Source organism: Methylocella silvestris BL2 (assembly GCF_000021745.1).
Taxonomy (GTDB): domain Bacteria; phylum Pseudomonadota; class Alphaproteobacteria; order Rhizobiales; family Beijerinckiaceae; genus Methylocapsa; species Methylocapsa silvestris.
This window is the reverse complement of sequence record NC_011666.1, coordinates 244,651-261,128: the sequence shown is the minus strand read 5'-3', so window position 1 is coordinate 261,128 and position 16,478 is coordinate 244,651. Positions and strand designations below refer to the sequence as shown.

The 16,478-nt window shown below is 64.9% G+C and carries 14 protein-coding genes and 1 pseudogene; 9 read left to right on the top strand and 6 right to left on the bottom strand.

Going from position 1 to position 16,478, the window contains the following annotated elements:
• The first annotated feature begins 86 nt into the window (after positions 1-86).
• A complete protein-coding gene (locus tag MSIL_RS01200) occupies positions 87-968 on the top strand; it encodes an alpha/beta hydrolase (RefSeq protein WP_012589284.1) in 882 nt (293 codons plus the stop codon).
• 22 nt (positions 969-990) lie between these two features.
• Here MSIL_RS01200 and MSIL_RS19960 read toward each other — a convergent pair whose 3' ends face one another.
• Together MSIL_RS19960 and MSIL_RS01190 are read right to left on the bottom strand one after the other, a co-directional pair.
• Positions 991-2,460, bottom strand: a complete 1,470-nt coding sequence (locus tag MSIL_RS19960; protein WP_012589283.1) for a glycosyltransferase family 4 protein — start codon at positions 2,458-2,460, stop codon at positions 991-993.
• A gap of 78 nt (positions 2,461-2,538) precedes the next feature.
• Positions 2,539-2,829 (bottom strand): hypothetical protein, encoded by a 291-nt coding sequence (locus MSIL_RS01190; protein WP_012589282.1) that lies wholly within the window; start codon positions 2,827-2,829, stop codon positions 2,539-2,541.
• Positions 2,830-2,942: 113 nt separating this feature from the next.
• Between MSIL_RS01190 and MSIL_RS01185 the strand changes: the two genes are divergently transcribed.
• The 4 genes from MSIL_RS01185 (at position 2,943) to MSIL_RS01170 (ending at position 7,171) form a co-directional block, all read left to right on the top strand.
• Positions 2,943-3,833 (top strand): DUF6502 family protein, encoded by an 891-nt coding sequence (locus MSIL_RS01185; RefSeq protein ID WP_012589281.1) that lies wholly within the window; start codon positions 2,943-2,945, stop codon positions 3,831-3,833.
• Complete coding sequence (locus MSIL_RS21560; RefSeq protein WP_012589280.1) at positions 3,830-5,155, top strand: DUF5666 domain-containing protein; 1,326 nt, start codon at positions 3,830-3,832, stop codon at positions 5,153-5,155. The genes MSIL_RS01185 and MSIL_RS21560 overlap by 4 nt, the downstream gene beginning before the upstream one ends.
• A gap of 75 nt (positions 5,156-5,230) precedes the next feature.
• Entirely contained in the window at positions 5,231-6,205 is a 975-nt protein-coding gene (locus MSIL_RS01175) for a D-2-hydroxyacid dehydrogenase family protein (protein ID WP_012589279.1), read from the top strand.
• A gap of 114 nt (positions 6,206-6,319) precedes the next feature.
• Positions 6,320-7,171, top strand: a complete 852-nt coding sequence (locus MSIL_RS01170) for a dienelactone hydrolase family protein (RefSeq protein WP_012589278.1) — start codon at positions 6,320-6,322, stop codon at positions 7,169-7,171.
• Positions 7,172-7,186: 15 nt separating this feature from the next.
• Here MSIL_RS01170 and MSIL_RS01165 read toward each other — a convergent pair whose 3' ends face one another.
• Positions 7,187-8,800, bottom strand: a complete 1,614-nt coding sequence (locus MSIL_RS01165) for an alpha-amylase family glycosyl hydrolase (protein WP_012589277.1) — start codon at positions 8,798-8,800, stop codon at positions 7,187-7,189.
• Between the two features lie 59 nt (positions 8,801-8,859).
• Between MSIL_RS01165 and MSIL_RS01160 the strand changes: the two genes are divergently transcribed.
• Positions 8,860-9,441, top strand: a complete 582-nt coding sequence (locus MSIL_RS01160) for a GNAT family N-acetyltransferase (RefSeq protein ID WP_012589276.1) — start codon at positions 8,860-8,862, stop codon at positions 9,439-9,441.
• Positions 9,442-9,452: 11 nt separating this feature from the next.
• Here the strand turns inward: MSIL_RS01160 and MSIL_RS01155 are convergent, their stop codons facing one another.
• Positions 9,453-11,792: an Orn/Lys/Arg family decarboxylase gene (locus tag MSIL_RS01155; protein ID WP_012589275.1), complete on the bottom strand. Its 2,340-nt coding sequence runs from the start codon at positions 11,790-11,792 to the stop codon at positions 9,453-9,455.
• A gap of 263 nt (positions 11,793-12,055) precedes the next feature.
• On the opposite strand from MSIL_RS01155, the pseudogene MSIL_RS01150 reads away from it, so the two are divergent.
• Positions 12,056-13,757: pseudogene (locus MSIL_RS01150) on the top strand (DEAD/DEAH box helicase).
• 2 nt (positions 13,758-13,759) lie between these two features.
• On the top strand, positions 13,760-14,260 hold the full coding sequence (locus tag MSIL_RS01140; RefSeq protein WP_012589273.1) for a YaiI/YqxD family protein: 501 nt from the start codon (positions 13,760-13,762) through the stop codon (positions 14,258-14,260).
• Positions 14,261-14,358: 98 nt separating this feature from the next.
• Here the strand turns inward: MSIL_RS01140 and MSIL_RS01135 are convergent, their stop codons facing one another.
• Positions 14,359-14,628: a hypothetical protein gene (locus tag MSIL_RS01135; RefSeq protein WP_012589272.1), complete on the bottom strand. Its 270-nt coding sequence runs from the start codon at positions 14,626-14,628 to the stop codon at positions 14,359-14,361.
• Positions 14,629-15,035: 407 nt separating this feature from the next.
• On the opposite strand from MSIL_RS01135, the gene MSIL_RS01130 reads away from it, so the two are divergent.
• Positions 15,036-15,548, top strand: a complete 513-nt coding sequence (locus MSIL_RS01130) for an NUDIX hydrolase (RefSeq protein ID WP_012589271.1) — start codon at positions 15,036-15,038, stop codon at positions 15,546-15,548.
• 11 nt (positions 15,549-15,559) lie between these two features.
• Here MSIL_RS01130 and MSIL_RS01125 read toward each other — a convergent pair whose 3' ends face one another.
• The gene (locus MSIL_RS01125; RefSeq protein ID WP_244406302.1) at positions 15,560-16,210 is read right to left on the bottom strand and encodes a phosphatase PAP2 family protein; all 651 of its coding nucleotides are present in this window, start codon (positions 16,208-16,210) and stop codon (positions 15,560-15,562) included.
• Positions 16,211-16,478 lie beyond the last annotated feature (268 nt).

Here is a 16,478-nt window from a genome sequence, read left to right as displayed (position 1 = left end):
CGCCTGCCGCTGCGGCTCAGTTTATGGCATGATCACGCCAAAGCGAAAGGGCCGCCTCCGATGAGGCCGCCGCTGCGGGAGGCGACATGTCCGATTTTGAGATTGACGCCGTGCGCGCCCTGCTTGGCTCGAAGCCGCGTCCGGTCGGCCTCGCCGAGCGCCGGGAGCGGATCGAAGCCGTCGCCGGACATCCGGCCGCCCCGGACATCGCGCTCGAAACGGAAACCTTAAATAGCGTCCCGCTCGAATGGTCCCTCGCGCCGACGAGCGACCCCTCGCGCGTGCTCTTGTTTTTCCACGGCGGCGGCTATTGCTCAGGCTCGATCAAGAGCCATAGGGGCATGGCGACGGAGGCCGGACGCGCGGCCGGCGCGCGCACGCTTGCAGTCGGCTACCGGCTCGCGCCCGAACATCCGTTTCCGGCCGCGCTCGAGGATGCAAAGGCCGCCTATGGGTTGCTGCTCGATCGCGGCTATGCGCCCTCGCGAATCGCTGTCGGCGGCGACAGCGCGGGCGGCGGCCTGTCACTCGCTCTCATGATCTCCTTGCGTGAGGAAGGCCGCGCCCTGCCCGCCTGCGCCTGGCTCATATCGCCCTGGGTCGATCTTGAAATGACAGGCGCGAGCATCGAGACAAAGGCGGCGATCGATCCGCTGATCCACAAGGCCTATCTCCAAGAGCTGGCCGAGGCCTATCTCGCCGGCGCCGATCCGCGCAATCCGCTGGTCTCGCCGCTCCACGCCGATCTTCGCGGCCTGCCGCCGATCCTGACGCAGGTCGGCTCGGCGGAAACCCTGCTCGACGACGCGGTGCGCATCACGGGAAAGGCCGGCGCGGCGGATGTCGCCGCCAGCCTCGAAATCTGGCCCGACATGATCCACGCCTGGCCGCTTTGGGCCGATCGAGTGGCCGCCGGGCGCCGCGCTCTTGCGGCGGCTGGAGCCTTTATGAGATCGAAATTCGCTTAAGTTCGGCACGCGCCCGCTCCGCTCACGCCGCCTTGGCGGCGGGGCTGTCTTCGCTTTCCCGCAACAGCAGAGGATCGCTCATCGGCCGCCGCTCGGCGATGAGCGCCTCGATCTCGGCTGCGAACTCCGACCATTGGCGCAAGGGCGCCGCCTCGATCCTGCGTTGAAACGCGGCGCGCTGGTCGGCGTCGAGAAGGCGCCGGATTGCGCTTTTCATGTCGTCGAGATGATGCGGCGAGAAGGCGGCGCAAAGATCGCGCGCCACCGGGCCGATCGATTGGGCGTTTGACGCCGCGCATGGCTTGCCGAACCAGAAACTCTCGCCGACCGGCAGACCCCAGCCCTCGAACAGGCTCGGGAAGACAGTGAAGCTGCAGGCGGCGTAGAGCCAGCGCAATTCATCATCGCTTGGCGCCTCGATAAAGCAGATCGCTCCGTCCGGCTCGAGCGCGTCGATGCGGTTCAAGGTCGCCTGCGCCTTCCAGCCGCGCCGCCCGGCGATAACGAGCTTCGGCATGTCGCCGCCGCGCTCGGCCGCAAGCTCTTCCCAGGCCGTCATCAGGAGAAAATGATTCTTGCGGATCTCGATCGTGCCGACGCAAAGCGCAAACCCTTGCACGGCGAGGGCGGCGAGGCGCGGCGGGGCGGCGCCCGCAGTCTCGTTACGCGCCGATCCCGGAAACTCGTCGGCGAGCGGCGTCACCGAGGACGAAATGCGTCCGCCCCAGCCGTCGATGCGCCGGCGCGCCCGCTTGAGCTCGCTGCGGGTTTGCTCGGTCGTCACGACGAAATGGGCGGGGAGGCTCAGCATTTCGCGATATTCGCGCGCGAAATCATGGCCGGTGAACGAGGGCATCGCCAAGGGAATGAGATCGTGAAACAGGACGATGAGATTGGCGCCTTTGCCGGCGGCGTCCTTGCACAGATTGACGATCTCCCGATTGAGCCAGAAGGCGCCGCCGATGAACAGCGCATCCTGCGGCCGCAGGTCGGGCGCCTCGGCGTAGCGCTCGATATTGAGATTGCGGCGGCGCCGGCGGAGCAGCAACAGGGCTCCCTTGGCGTTCCAGCGGATGTCGCAAAAAGTCTCTTTCAGCAGAGCGAAGATCCGATCGACGTCGCCGTCGGCGGCAAGGATCAGCGGGCCAAGATCGCTCCATTTGTTGCGATGCCAGCCGAGCGCTTGCGCCACAGGGTTGCGGGCGAGAAGGGCGCGGGCGATTTCGAGCTGCACGCGGGGAATGCCCGCGCAGGCGTCATGCCAGATCGCGTGGCAGACCACATCGGTGAGATCGATGATGATGCGCGGCGGCGCATCTTCTTCGACGGCGCGCTCTCGCGGCGCCGGGGCCGGCGCTTTATGGCGAACCGCCCTCTTGGCGAGCCAGTTCGACAGGATCTTGCGCAGAAGACCGGATGGCGCGGGCGACGCGTCGCGCCCCTTCGCGGGTGTCTCGCGCTCGGGAGAACTTTGCAGAAATTCAGCGAACATGGGCGTGTCCTTGAAAAAGGCGATCGGCCGCGTCTGCGCGTCATCGCATCGGCAAATCCAACAATGGGCTTCGGGGGCTTAGGGCGCGCGGGCGGCCGGACGGTCGAGCAGGATCGCCCCATAGGGCGATGTGGCGGAGATCTCGAGCGGCCACGCGCGGGCGATTTGCAACTGCGCCTCGCCATGCCGGGAGGCGACTGCCAAAGGCAGGATCAGGCTCGCGCAAGCGGCGGCGAAGGCAAGCGCGCGGCAAAGCGCCTGCCCATGCGGAGAGGGGACCGCCCTGCCGCAGGCGCGAGATTGCGCGCGCCCGGCGAGCAGCCGCCGCATTTTTCTCTTGCGGGCAGAAGCGAATAGAGCGCCAAACATGTCGGCTCCTACTAAGTGGGAAAATGTCACACGCATAATTTAGTGGGTAATTTTCCCACGTCAAGCGTTTTGTGGGATTGTGTCCCACGTCGCTTTCCGCCATATCTGCGACGATGGACGCCCCCAACCTTCCCCCTCCCAGCCCCGAGCGGCTGCAGTCGCCGATCGCCCGCCTGCTGCGACCGCTCGTGCGGCTGTTCATCCGGAGCGGGATGACATTTCCCGGCGTGGTCGATCTCCTGCGCGAGCTTTATGTCAACGTCGCCGAATATGATTTCGCGCTGCCGGACAAGGAGCAGACCGACAGCCGGGTCAGCCTGCTGACGGGCATTCACCGCAAGGAGGTCCGCCGCCTCAGGGGCGCCGGCGCGCCGATCTCGACGACGCCGGCCTCGGTCTCACGCACGAGCGCCATCATTGCGCGCTGGCTCGCGGCGCCCGAATTTACCGACGCCGGGGGACGCCCGCGGCCCCTCGCCCGCCTTTCGGACCAAGGCGCGGCGCCGTCTTTCGAAACGCTGGTCGCCTCCGTCACGCGGGACGTACGGCCCCGCGCGGTGCTCGACGAATGGCTCGACCGAAAAATCGTCGCCATCGACGCCGATGGATGCGTCGTCCTCGCCGAGGGCGCCTTCGTGCCGCAGCGCGGCGCGGATGAGCAGCTTTATTATCTCGGCCGCAATCTGCACGATCATGTCGCGGCCGCGGTGGCCAATGTGCTCGAGGGACCGCGCTTTTTCGAGCGCGCCGTGCATTACGACGGCCTGTCCGAATCGCTTGCCGAGACCCTCGAAAAAAGCTCGCGCGACATCGCTGCAGGCGCCCTGCAGGAAGCCAATCGACAGGCTCACAAGGCGTGCGAAACCGATCCCGGCGGCGATCATCGCTGGATCATGGGGATCTACGTCTACCGCGAGGAAAATCCGGCAGCCGCAAGTCAGCCGGAACCGGTGGAAACAACAAAAACAAATACAACCAAACCGCCGGGAAAGACGCCGTCGTGAGCCGATCGCCGCTCTTCAGCCGCAGGGATTTTTTCGCCTTGATGGCGACGCTGCCCAGCTGCGCCGGATTAGCCGCCCGCGCCATCGCCGAGCCGCGCGATCAAGGCATCGGCGGCACAGGCGCGAGCTTTACGCCCGACGAAAAAGAGAGCGATCGCGGCATTGGCGGCACGGGCGTGATCGGCACCATTCGAAAATTCGGCAGCATCATCGTCAATGATCTGCGCATCGCCTACCCAAAGGACGCGGTCGTTCGGATCGACGGCGAGACGGCGAGGGCCAGCCAGCTCAAGATCGGCCATGTCGTTCGGATCGTCGCGCTCGATGTTGGCGGACAATTGTCGACCCGCCGCATCAATGTGACCAGCGAGGCCGTCGGCCGCATCGAATCCGCCGACGCCAGGAACCTGACCGTTCTCGGCCAAAAAGTCGCGCTATCCGGCCTGCCAAAGACCGCGCGTCGCGCATGGAAGGTCGGAGATCATATTGCGGTGAGCGGCCTGCGGCGTCCTGACGGCGTCATCGCCGCCAGCCTCATCGAGCCGCGCGCGTCAGACCTGCAGCAGGTCGCAGGTCCAATCGACGTCGCCGCCGACGGAACGCCGGCCATCGGCGGACTGAAGCTCGCCCATCTTGATCCCACTCTGGTCGGACAGCGCGCGGTGCTGCGCGGCGCCTTGAGCGGCGGCGCCTTTCATGTGACGGAAGGCCGAAACGAAAGCGCGCTGCTCGGCGGCGTCCAGAAGCTCTCGGTGGAAGCCTATGTCGAACGAACCCGCGACGGGCTTCGCCTCGGCTCCGGCCTGCCGGTCCATGGCGACGACGACGCCCTGCCGCTCGGCCGGCCGGTGCGCGCGATATTGACGACCGCGCGCGATGGCGCGGACTGGCGCCTCCATTCGGTTCGCATCGATCATGGCGGCATGCCTTCGGGTCGTCCGAATGGAATACCGGGCGACGGCGGTTCGGCGCCGGGATCACGCGAGACTTCGCCCTCGCCGCGCGGCGGCTCGTTCGAACCGCATTCGCAGAGCGGCGGGCGCGGCGCGGGTCCGGGCCTCAGTCCAGATGCGGGTCGTGGCGTTCCCGCCAAGGGCTCTTCCGCGGGAGCCCCATCCGGCGGCCCTGCGCTGCCAGGCTCCGCGCCGTCCTCCCCCGGCGGGTTCGGCGGTCCGGGGGGCTTTGGCGGTCAAGGCCCGGGCGGGTTTGGCGGCCAGGGTCCGGGCGGATTTGGCGGCGATGGAGGCTTCGGCGGGCCAGGCGGCAACCCGGGCGGAGGCAATCCCGGAGGCGGCTTCGGCGGCGGGGGCGGACGGCGCTAAAGTCGTCGCCGCGCCTGTCTGGTTGCGGCGATATAAGGGCGCGCCGACGCCAAACGCGAAAGGATGATCTTCGACATGAATACGACCGAGCCGCCGCCGGCCATCGCCATTCTCGACGATTATCAGAATGTCGCATTGAAGATGGCCAACTGGACGCGCGTCGAGGAACGCGCCGCCATCACCGTCTTCAACGATCATCTCGCCGACCCCGAGGCCGTCGCCTTACGGCTCGCGCCTTTCGACATCCTCTGCGTGATGCGTGAACGAACGCCCCTGCCCCGCGCCCTGCTCGAACGCCTGCCGCGGCTGAAGCTGATCGTCACCACGGGGCGCCGCAACGCCTCGATCGACCTCACTGCGGCGGCCGAGCGGGGGATCGTCGTCGCGCACACCGGCTATTCCTCGACGCCGACCATCGAATTCGCCTTCTCGCTCATTTTGGCGAGCGTTCGCAATATCGCATCCGAAAACGCCTCGCTGCGCGCGGGCGGCTGGCAGCGCTCGCTGGGCGGCTCGCTGCGCGGCGCGACATTGGGCGTGATGGGCCTTGGCAATATTGGCGCGGAGATGGCCCGGCTCGGCCTCGCGTTCGGCATGACGATCATCGCCTGGAGTCAGAATTTGACGCCTGAACGCGCGGCCGCGGCGGGCGCGACGCTGGTCTCAAAAACCGAGCTGTTCGAACACTCCGATATCCTCTCGATCCATCTCGTTCTCAGCGGCCGCACAAGAGGTCTTGTCGGCGCGCAGGAACTGGCCCTGATGAAGCCGACGGCGCGCCTCGTCAACAGCTCGCGCGGGCCGATCGTCGACGAGTCGGCGTTGATCGAGGCGCTGCGCGAAGGACAAATCGCCGGCGCCGCAATCGATGTCTTCGATTGCGAGCCCTTGCCGCAGGACCATCCGTTCCGGACGCTTCCGAATGTGCTGGCGACGCCGCATATCGGTTACGTCTCCAAAGACATGTATCGCGTTTTTTACGGCGACACGGTGAAAAACATCCTCGCCTATCTCGACGGCAAGCCGCCGCCGTTTTTGCTCACGCCCTGAGTGTGAGCCGCGATTTTTTGCGCCGCGCCGCTCTGTGCGCTTTCTCACAGACAGCTCAGGGAAAGCCAAATGGAGTGGCGGCCTGGCGTTTTGCTCTGAGGGGAAGCTAAGCCCATGCGCATGAAGGTCTTGCCCGCCGCCGCCGTCGGCGTCTCTCTTCTCGGCGCGATCTCCGCCCAGGCGGGCGCGCCGGAACAGATCTCCTTCCCCGGCGGCGACGGCGCGCTCCAGGGCTGGCTCTATGCGCCGGGAGGCGCCGGAGCGCATCCCGCCATCGTCGCCTTGCATGGATGCGCGGGATTGACCGACAAAAGCGGCGCGCCGAGCGCGCGCCACGCCGACTGGGGCCAGCGCCTCGCAGCGGCTGGTTTTGTTGTGTTGTTTCCGGATAGTTTCGCCTCTCGCGGGCTTGGGCCGCAATGCAAGGAGAGCAACCGCGAGGCGCGGGCCAGCCGCGAGCGGGTCGCCGACGCCGAGGACGCCTTGCGCTTTCTCGCCGGCCGGCCGGACGTCGATCCGCGCTCGATATTCCTCATCGGCTGGTCGAACGGTGGCTCCTCGACGCTGTATGCGGTCCAGCCGAAGCACGGCGCCGATGGCGTCGACTTCGCGCGCGCCGTGGCTTTTTATCCCGGCTGCCGCACGCCGCTCGAAACGGGCCGCTGGAAAACGCGCATGCCGCTCCTGATCCTGATTGGCGGAGCGGACGACTGGACCCCGCCGGCGCCCTGCGTCGATCTCGCGGCGCAGGCAAAAGCGCAAGGCGATAACGTCGAGACCGTGGTGTATCCCGACGCCTATCATGACTTCGACCATCCCGGCCTTGCGGTGCATGTCGTCGACGGGCTCGCCTACACCGCCTCCGGCGGCGGCAGCGCGCATACGGGAACCAACGCCGCGGCGCGCGCGGACGCAATCAAGCGCGTCGAAAGCTTTCTTGGCGTCGGAGGGTTACCGGCGCATTGAACATCGGATGCGCGCTCAGCCCAACACCGCGAGCACAACGCCCTCATCCGGCCGCAGGCGCAGCACTTGATCGACGCGTTCGCCCGCCCGGTCACAATAAGTCGAAATCGCCACGCAAAACGACGAGCCCGCGGGATCGAGCCGCCAAAGCTGCGACGCGCCGCCGAGATTGAGCACGACGATTGTCGTCTCTTGCCCGGAGCGGCGTTCATAGGCGAGCAGTTCATTGCTGCTCGCCAGCAGGCGCCATGAGCCGAGCGACAGCGTGCGATGATCGCGGCGGTAGTGGAGCAGGCGGCGCGTCAGATGAAGCAGCGATGCGGGCTCCGCCTCGAAGCGCTCGACGTTCCGCTCTGGCCAGTCCGGCGTCAGCGGCAGCCATGGCTCATGCGTCGAGAAGCCGGCGTTGGCGCTGTCGTCCCATTGCATGGGCGTGCGCACCGGATCGCGCCCCACCGCGAGCGAGGGTTCGCGCAGGGCCCAGGGGTCGCGGATGCGGGGCGGCGAAATGTCGACATGGCCGATCCCGAGCTCATCCCCATAATACAGCGTCGGCGTGCCGCGCAGGGTCAGGAGCAGCATCGTCGCGACGCGCGCCTGCGCGTCGCCAACGCGCGTCGCCACACGCGGCCGATCGTGGTTGCTGAGGACCCAGTTCGGCCACGCGCCCTCCGGCAAAAGGGCCTCGTAGGAGGCGATCATCGCGCCAAGCGATTCAGCCTGCCAGGGGGTTTCGAGAAGCTGAAAATTGAACGGCAGATGCGCGCCGGAAAGCGCCGCGCCGTAATAAGCGACAAGGCGCTCCATCGGCAGATAGATCTCGCCGATCAGCAAAGGATCGCCAAATTCGGCGAGAACGCCGCGCATCTCCGCAATCAAAGGATGAATATCATCCTGATCGCCGGAATAGAGCTGAAGCAGCTCCTCGATCTGCGGCCGGAGCGGCGTCCAACCGGGATTTGCCGGATTGTCGCGCAGCGCTTCATCCTTCATGAGCTGCGAAATGACGTCGACGCGAAAACCGTCGACGCCGCGCCGCAGCCAGAACCGCAGCACGTCGAACATCGCCGCCTTGACCTTGGGATTGCGCCAGTTGAGGTCGGGCTGCTGCGGCAAAAAGGCGTGATAATAATATTGGCCGCGCGCGGAATCGAAACTCCAGGCCGGGCCGCCAAAATGGCTGCGCCAATTGTTGGGCGGGCCGCCGGAGGGCGCGCCGTCGCGCCAGATATACCAGTCGCTCTTGTCGTCCCGCCTTTGTCGGCTTGCAGCGAACCATTCATGCTCGATCGAGGTGTGGTTCGGCACGAAATCCAGGACGATCTTGAGGCCGCTCCGATGCGCGTCCGCCAGAAGAAGATCGAAATCGCGAAGGGAGCCGAAAATCGGATCGACGTCGCAATAATTGGAGACGTCATAGCCGAAGTCATGCATCGGCGAGGGATAGAACGGCGAAATCCAGATCGCGTCGACGCCAAGGCCGACGAGATAATCGAGACGGCGCCGGATCCCTTCGAGATCGCCAATGCCGTCGCCGCCCGAATCCTGGAAGGAGCGCGGATAGATCTGGTAGATCGCGCCGGGGCGCCACCAGTCGCCGAGGATCGCGGGGGGGCGGCCGTCCGTCATAAAATCTTCACGTCTCGATGCTCGAACGGGCGGCGCGTCTCGTGCCGGAACCTTTTGCCATGCTCGATCAGCCCTCCCGGATCATCGTGCGCCACTCGACCGAAGTCGACGTGCCCGCCATGGTGGATATTTATGCCTATCATGTTCAGAACGGGCTTGGCGACTATCAGCCCGAGCCACTGCGCGACGACGATTTGAAGCGCCGGCGCAAGGCCATGCTGAAACGGCGTCTGCCGCATATCGTTGCAGAACTTGGCGGCGCGGTCGTCGGCTACGCCTATGCCGTGCCTTTTCTCAAGCGCCCGGCCTATCGCTACGCCGTCAAACATTCGATCTATGTCCACAAGGATCATTTGAACGCCGGCGTGGGCCGCATGCTGCTGCCGGTGCTGATCGAGGCCTGCGCGGCGGCGGGGTTTCGCCAGATGATCTGCTATGTCGACAGCGCCAATGGCCCGTCGCTGCGCCTGCATGAGTCGACGGGCTTCGAACGCATGGGCGTCCTGAAGTCGGTCGGCTTCAAATTCGGACATTGGACCGACACCGTGCTGCTGCAGCGCCCGCTCGGCGACGGCGGCGCCTCGCCGCCGGCCGCGCTCGACGATCCGCGCGACGACGCCCCGCCGGCGGCCGGGAAATAGCTGCCCGCGCGCTATTCGCGCGCCACATAAGTGTAGAACCGCACCTGACCATCGGCCTCGATCTCGCGATAGAGGCCCTGGATCTCCGCTTCGAAACCCGGAAACAGATTGGCGCTGCGCTCGAACATTTTGAGATAATCGAGCATAGGCGAGTTCTGCGCCGCAATGCGCTCGCCGGGCACCATCGTCGCGATGCCGGGCGGATAGACGACGAACAGCGTCGTCACGATCCGGCCGGGGAGCTTGTCGAGCGGCAGATAATCAACCTTGTTGCGCACCATCAGACGCACAGCCTCCTGCGGCGCTATGGCCATTTCCGGCAGATTCTCCGGGGCGAATTGCGCCCTCTGCAATTTGCTGACGCCACAGTTTTTGTAGAAAGCGTGCATCTCGCCGCAGAGATCGCGCAGCCGCATGGTCTTATAGCGAAGAGGCCGCGCCGCCACGAATTCCGGGATGACGTCAATCAGCCGCGCATTGTCGTCGTGCAGCTTCTTGAACGCGACGAGCGCGCTCAGAAGCGTCCAGGCTTTGCTCGACTGGACGCCTGGCGTCAGAAGAAACAACAGCGAGTTGAGATCGTTCTTTTCTGCGACAATGCGATTTTCGCGCAGATATTGCGCGACGATCGGCGCCGGAATCCCATGCGCCTCATAGGCGCCTGTCGCGCGGTCGAAGCCCGGCGTCAGAAGCGTCAGCTTCATCGGATCGGTGATCGCGAAATTTTCCGCAACATGGGTAAACCCATGCCATCCGGCGCCGGGCGCGAGCTCCCAATAGCGCGCGTTGGAGGAGAGTTCTTCGGTCGAAATATCCTCCCAGGCGATCTCGCCGCCGCCCGGCAGGCTGACCTTGTCGGCGACGAAAGCGTCGAAAAACCATTTGCGCGAAGGATCCTGCTCCTTGACGTCGAATTCGCGGCGCACGGCGCGGATTTTCTTGCGCAGCTCGATCCCGAGCCGGACGGTGTCGTCCCACAGCACTTCGCCGGAGCGGCCTTTCATCATCTGCGCGCCGACGTCGAGCGAGGCGAACAGCGGATAGAAGGGCGAGGTGGAGGCGTAAAGCAGGAAGGATTCATTGAAGCGGCGGTGGCCCACATAGCGGTCCTGCCCGCGCAGATGACTGTCCTTCACATGGATCTGCGAGGCCTGCGAAAAACTCGCAAGCTGCTTATGCGTCGATTGCGTCGCGATGACGCCGGGGGATTGGGGTCCAAGTCCGCGCAGCCCCATGGCGAAGCGGTCGGCGAACAGCGGATGAAACTTCATGAAGCCCGCCCAGGCCTCGTCGAACAGAATATAGTCGCACAGCGGACCGATCGCCTCGAGGATCATCTGTGCGTTGTAGATTGTGCCGTCATAGGTGCATTGCTCGATCACCGCCGCGCGGAACGGGCGCTCCTTGCGCCAGGCGTCCTTGTCCTTCACCAAGGGGTTGTTACGGATCTTTTCCCGGATCCGGTCCGCGTTCAGCGCCTCGGGGTAGATCGGCCCGATCAATCCATAGGCATTGCGGTCAGTCTCGAGAAAAATCGGCACGCCGCCGGAGAGCGTCAGCGCGCCGTGATGCGCCGCCTTGTGGTTGTTGCGGTCGAACAGCACGAGATCGCCTTCGGCGACCAGCGCGGACAGGACGATCTTGTTCGAAGACGACGTGCCATTGAGGACGAAATAGGTTTTTTCCGCGCCGAAGATCGCCGCCGCTTCTTTCTGCGCGCGCAGCGCCGGGCCTTCATGCGTCAGAAGATCGCCAAGCTCCAGCACCGAATTGTCGAGATCGTCGCGGAACACCGCCTCGCCGAGATGCTCGACGAAGATGCGCCCGATCGGACTGCGGCTGTAGAAAATCCCGCCATTGTGGCCGGGACAGGTCCACAGCTGATTGCCCTCATTGGCGTAATCGACAAGCGCGCCGAAAAACGGCGTCTTCAGCGTGTCGGCATATTGGCGCAGGCGGCTGACGAGATTCTTGGCGATGAACTCCGGCGTCTCCTCGGCAAGAAAGACATAGCCGTCGATGTAATCCAGCACCTCGACCGGGATTTCCTCAAAATGCCGGCGCCGCACGAGAATGACGATCGGCATTTCAAGGCCGCGGCGGCGCATCAGATTGATCAGGGCCGGGACCTTTCCCTCAAATCCTTTCTTGCCCCAGTCGATCACCATGCAGCCGATCGCGGCGTCCGTCTGGACCGCCATCTCGGCGTCCTCGGTGCGTCTTGCATGGATGACTTCGACGCCGACGCTTTCGATCGCGGCGACGATTTGTTGCAACCGCTGGCCTTCAAGATCCTTTTCATCGAAGGCCGGAGCGCAGACGAGGAAGGTAAAACGCCTGTAAAAATCCATGGCTCGCTCTTCGCCGAAGTTTCGCGACTGGCTTGATAGCAGAGGCGGACCCGCTCCGTCGCGGTAAAAGGCGCCGCCCGCAGCGTCATAATTCCGTCATTTCAACGGGCTGCGCAGTCCGCCAAAGCGCGCCGGACCGGAAGGCGCCCGATTGATTGGCGCAAAAGGCGAAATCGCGCTATGTCAAGAAGCCGCAAGACGCGGCCGCGCTCCGCCCGCAGTTTGACGTCGCGGCGGCGCTCCCTTCAAGGATATCTCAAAACTTGCCTTTCCAATCATCCAACCCGGCGCTGGCGCGCGCGCTCGCCGAACGCAATTACGATCAGGCGACCGACGTGCAGACGGCGGCGCTGGAGCCCGCCGCCGCCGGCCGCGACCTGCTTGTCTCGGCGCAGACGGGTTCGGGCAAGACCGTGGCCTATGGTCTCGCCATCGCCGAGGATCTTTTCGCCGGCGCCCCGGCGCTCGGCGCGGCCGGCGAACCGCTCGCCCTGATCATCACCCCGACGCGCGAGCTTGCCCTGCAGGTGCAGCGCGAACTCGAATGGCTCTATCATTACGCCGGCGCCCGCGTGATCTCCTGCGTCGGCGGCATGGAGCCGCGACGCGAGCGGCGGGACTTGGCCGCGGGCGCGCATATCGTCGTCGGCACGCCCGGACGGCTGCGCGATCACATCGAGCGGGGCGCGCTGATCGTTTCGCGCCTGAAGGCGGTGGTGCTCGACGAAGCCGACGAAATGCTCGATCTCGGCTTTCGCGAGGATCTCGAATTCATCCTCGAAACGACGCCGCCCGAACGCCGCACCCTGTTGTTTTCGGCGACCCTTCCAAAAGGCATCGCGACGCTCGCCAAGCGCTTTCAGAAGAACGCGCTGCGCATCGAGGTCGCCGGCAAGGAACGCGGCCACGCCGACATCGAATATCGGGCGATGCGCGTCGCGCCGAATGAGATCGAGCACGCTGTCGTCAATGTGCTGCGCATGATCGATCCGCCGGGCGCGATCGTCTTCTGCAATACCCGTGAAGCGGTGCGCCATTTGCACGCCTTCCTGGTCGAGCGCGGCTTTTCCGCGGCGCTGCTTTCGGGCGAACTCAGCCAGAACGAGCGCAACCATGCGTTGCAAGCCTTGCGTGATGGCCGGGCGCGAGTCTGTGTCGCGACCGACGTCGCCGCGCGCGGCATCGACCTGCCCGGCCTCGCGCTGGTCATTCACGCCGATCTTCCGCACGACGCCGAAATTCTGCAGCATCGCAGCGGCCGCACCGGGCGCGCCGGGCGAAAAGGTATCAGCATCATTCTTGTGCCCTCCGCGCGCAAGCGACGCGCCGAGCGCCTGCTGATGGAAGCCGGATTGCAGCCAAGCTGGAGCGGCCCGCCAACCGCGGAGGAAATCCGCCGCCTGGATCACGAGCGGCTGCTGCGCGATCCGCTGCTCGACGAGCCGATCGGCGAAGAGGATTCCGAGATCGCCCGCGCTCTTTTGGACGAGCGCTCGCCTGAGGCCATCGCCGCCGCCCTCGCCCGCCTGTTGCGCGCGCGCCTGCCGGCGGCCGAGGAGGTTCAAGATCCAGGCGAAGGCGCCAGAAACCGGCCTCTCCGTGATGGGGCCCCCCAACGGGCCACAGCGCGGGGGCGAAGGCGGCGTCTGGTTCAAGCTCGACATCGGCTCGCAGAAAAAGGCCGATCCGAAATGGCTGCTGCCCATGCTGTGCCGTCGTGGCGATGTGACCAAGCAGGACATCGGCGCGATCCGAATTTTCGAACGGGAAACCTGGTTTGAAGTCGCCGAGCCTGCCGCGAAACAATTTTTCGCCAATGTGCGGCGTCAAGGCGGCGGCCACGGCAAAGACCAGGACGCGATCCGGATCGAGTCCGCGGAAGGCGCGCCTCAGCCAAGCGCCTATGGCGGCTCGTCGTCGCGCGGCGCGCCGCCTTCGCGGCGGACGAATCGTACAAAGGCCTGAGCGTGACGGACCGCGGCGCAATCGACAGCGCCTCGCCGCAAGAGATCGAAATTTTCGTCGACGCCGACGCCTGCCCGGTCAAGACGGAGATCTACCGCGTGGCGGAACGGACAGGCTCCGTGAAGGTCTACGTCGTCGCCAACAGTTTTATTTCTGTTCCGCGCGACCCCGCGATCCAGCGCGTCGTCGTCGACGCTGCGCCCGACGCCGCCGACGACTGGATCGCGGCCCGGGCAAGACGCGGAGCGATTGTCGTCACCGCCGATATTCTACTGGCCAGCCGTTGCGTCAAAGCCGGCGCCGACGTCATTTCGCCGACAGGAAAAGCCTTGACCGAGGCCCGCATGGGTCTGGTTCTGGCGACGCGCAACCTTCTTGACGATCTGCGCTCCCAGGGCGAGATCACCGGCGGCCCCAAGCCGTTTTCGCAAAATGACCGATCGGCGTTTCTCTCCGCCCTCGATCTCGCCATCGTCCGGCTCAGGCGCCGCGGTTTCGCCTAAACGCTGTCGCAATAGAGCATGAGGCCGACAAGTTGGATAGTTTGCGCGCCGACACCATGCTCTAACTCTTTGGAATCGATTGCGTTTACGATCGTGACCTATTGCGGCGGCTTCGCGTTGGAATTCATGTTGGACTTGGGCAATTCACCGCTCTGAGCTCCAGGCTTGGCCGGAATTCCCGGCGCTCCGCCGCCCGCGGGCGTCATCTGATCTTCGGCCGACCGGCCTTCCTGCTTCTGGATGGCGGTGCTCGGCTGAACATTCTGGCCGGTCGCTGAGCCGGACGAGGTTCCAGCCGATTCCGCGAAAGCGGCCCCGGCGAACAGCAGCGGAGCAGCGGCGAGTGCGAGCATCAAACGTTTTGACATATAGTCCTCCCGTTATTGTTGAACGGCGCTTTAACCGGACCCTATCGATTAGGTTCCACGATAATGGCGCGGTTCACAGGCGGAGCGGAAGGCACGCGTCGTGGCGCGGCGAGTTGCGCCCTATTCCAACAGGCGCATAGTCAGCGCTACGACGCGCTGTCATATTGCAGTGACATGATTCGCTAAAATGGCATGGCTAGCCGGTAGAATTGATTCGACAGGTGCTTCAGCAGCGGGCGTCCCGCTTGCTTGGCGTCAAGATGCTATATAATAAAAGATCAGCTTATCCGTAAGCCCGGTTTGAACGTTAGATGAGATTGGGCGTTGCCTGTAGCGATGACGCCTTGAAGTTATCAAAAATCCCTTTCCGTCCAATTCGCCAAGGCGAAGTTTGAGGTGGCCACAGATTGAGCAAACCGCCGGTGAGGAAACCCTCGCCCGTCAGCCTCCAATATGGCGCGCTCCCGTATCGCTTCACGCATGCCGGAGCGCTGGAAATTCTCTTGATCACGACGCGGCGGAGCAGACGATGGATCGTTCCCAAAGGCGATCCGATCAAGGGACTGAACCCGGCAAAATCCGCCGCGCGCGAAGCGTTCGAGGAGGCGGGCGTCCGCGGCGCTGTTGCGGATAAACCTTTTGGATCGTTCCGATTTCACAAGACGCTGGAAGGCGCTCCAAACCTGCTGTGTCAGGTCAGGATCTATCCCTTGCTCGTCAAAGAGCAGATGCACGACTGGCCGGAAGCGCATCAGCGGGACTTGCGCTGGTTCGAGCCCGCAGAAGCGCAGAACGTCGTCAACGACAAAGGGCTTCAGGAGCTCATCGGCCGCTTCGCCGAAAAAATGGAAGCGAAAGCCGCGCGCGTGAGGAAATCGGCTGCGGCGACCGCCGCGGCGCCGGCCGGACCGCTGGCTTGACTGGGCATGATCTAAACGGCGAGCGCCCAGACCGATAGCGGATAAGACAAGATAAAGCCGAAAGCCGCTCCGGCGCAGATGTCGCTCGGATAATGATGGCCGGTGGCGATTCGCGCCCAGCCCATCAAAAGCAAGAGCGCCAGCGCGGCGGGAAGACAATCGGGCCAGGCGAGCACGATTGGCACAAGCACGCCGCAGAGGGTCATGGCGTGGCCGCTCGGAAAGGAATGCTCGTCGAGAACGCCGGACAGCGACAAGACCCTCGCGTCCATGCGAAACGGCCGCGGTCGCCCGATCATGCGCTTGATCAGCGGATAGAGGCAGTGCAGCAGCCCCGCATTGAGGCCCGCGGCCAGGATCACGCGCCCCGCCTTGCTGCCGAAATGTTCGACGATCATCAAAGCAAGAATCGGATAGAGCCAGCCATTGCCAAGCCTGCTGATCAGCACGGCGGAAGTTCTGCCGACGCGCCATCTCGCTGAGCGGGAAAAGAACCGGACAGCGCCGAGATCGGCCGAAGACAGCCGCTGCTTGGAGACGGCCCAAAGCCGCCCGCCCCGGCCGCGCTGGGGCGAAGGCGGTTGGCCCGGCGCCTCCGACGCGCGGTCGCCGTCCGCGCTGTCTGCGTCGAGCCGATCGGCCGTCAAGGCTTTTTCCGTCATGCGCGGCAATGTTTTGATCCTTCGCGACCGCCGGCCCGATCATACGGGCCGCCCGCCGTCTCAACCAAGCACAACATTTTGACAATTTGATTGCCGCACGCCGGCCCAGCCTGCGACAGGTTCTCCGAGGCAAGCGGCGGCAGTCAAGCGGAGACGCGGCGACGCTGTGGCTGTTCAACACTTTTTCGGCGCGGCGCTCTCACGCAAGATGCGCGAGCCATGGCGCAAAACGCAAGGCTGTGCGAGAAAAGCTGTCTCTGACCGGGGG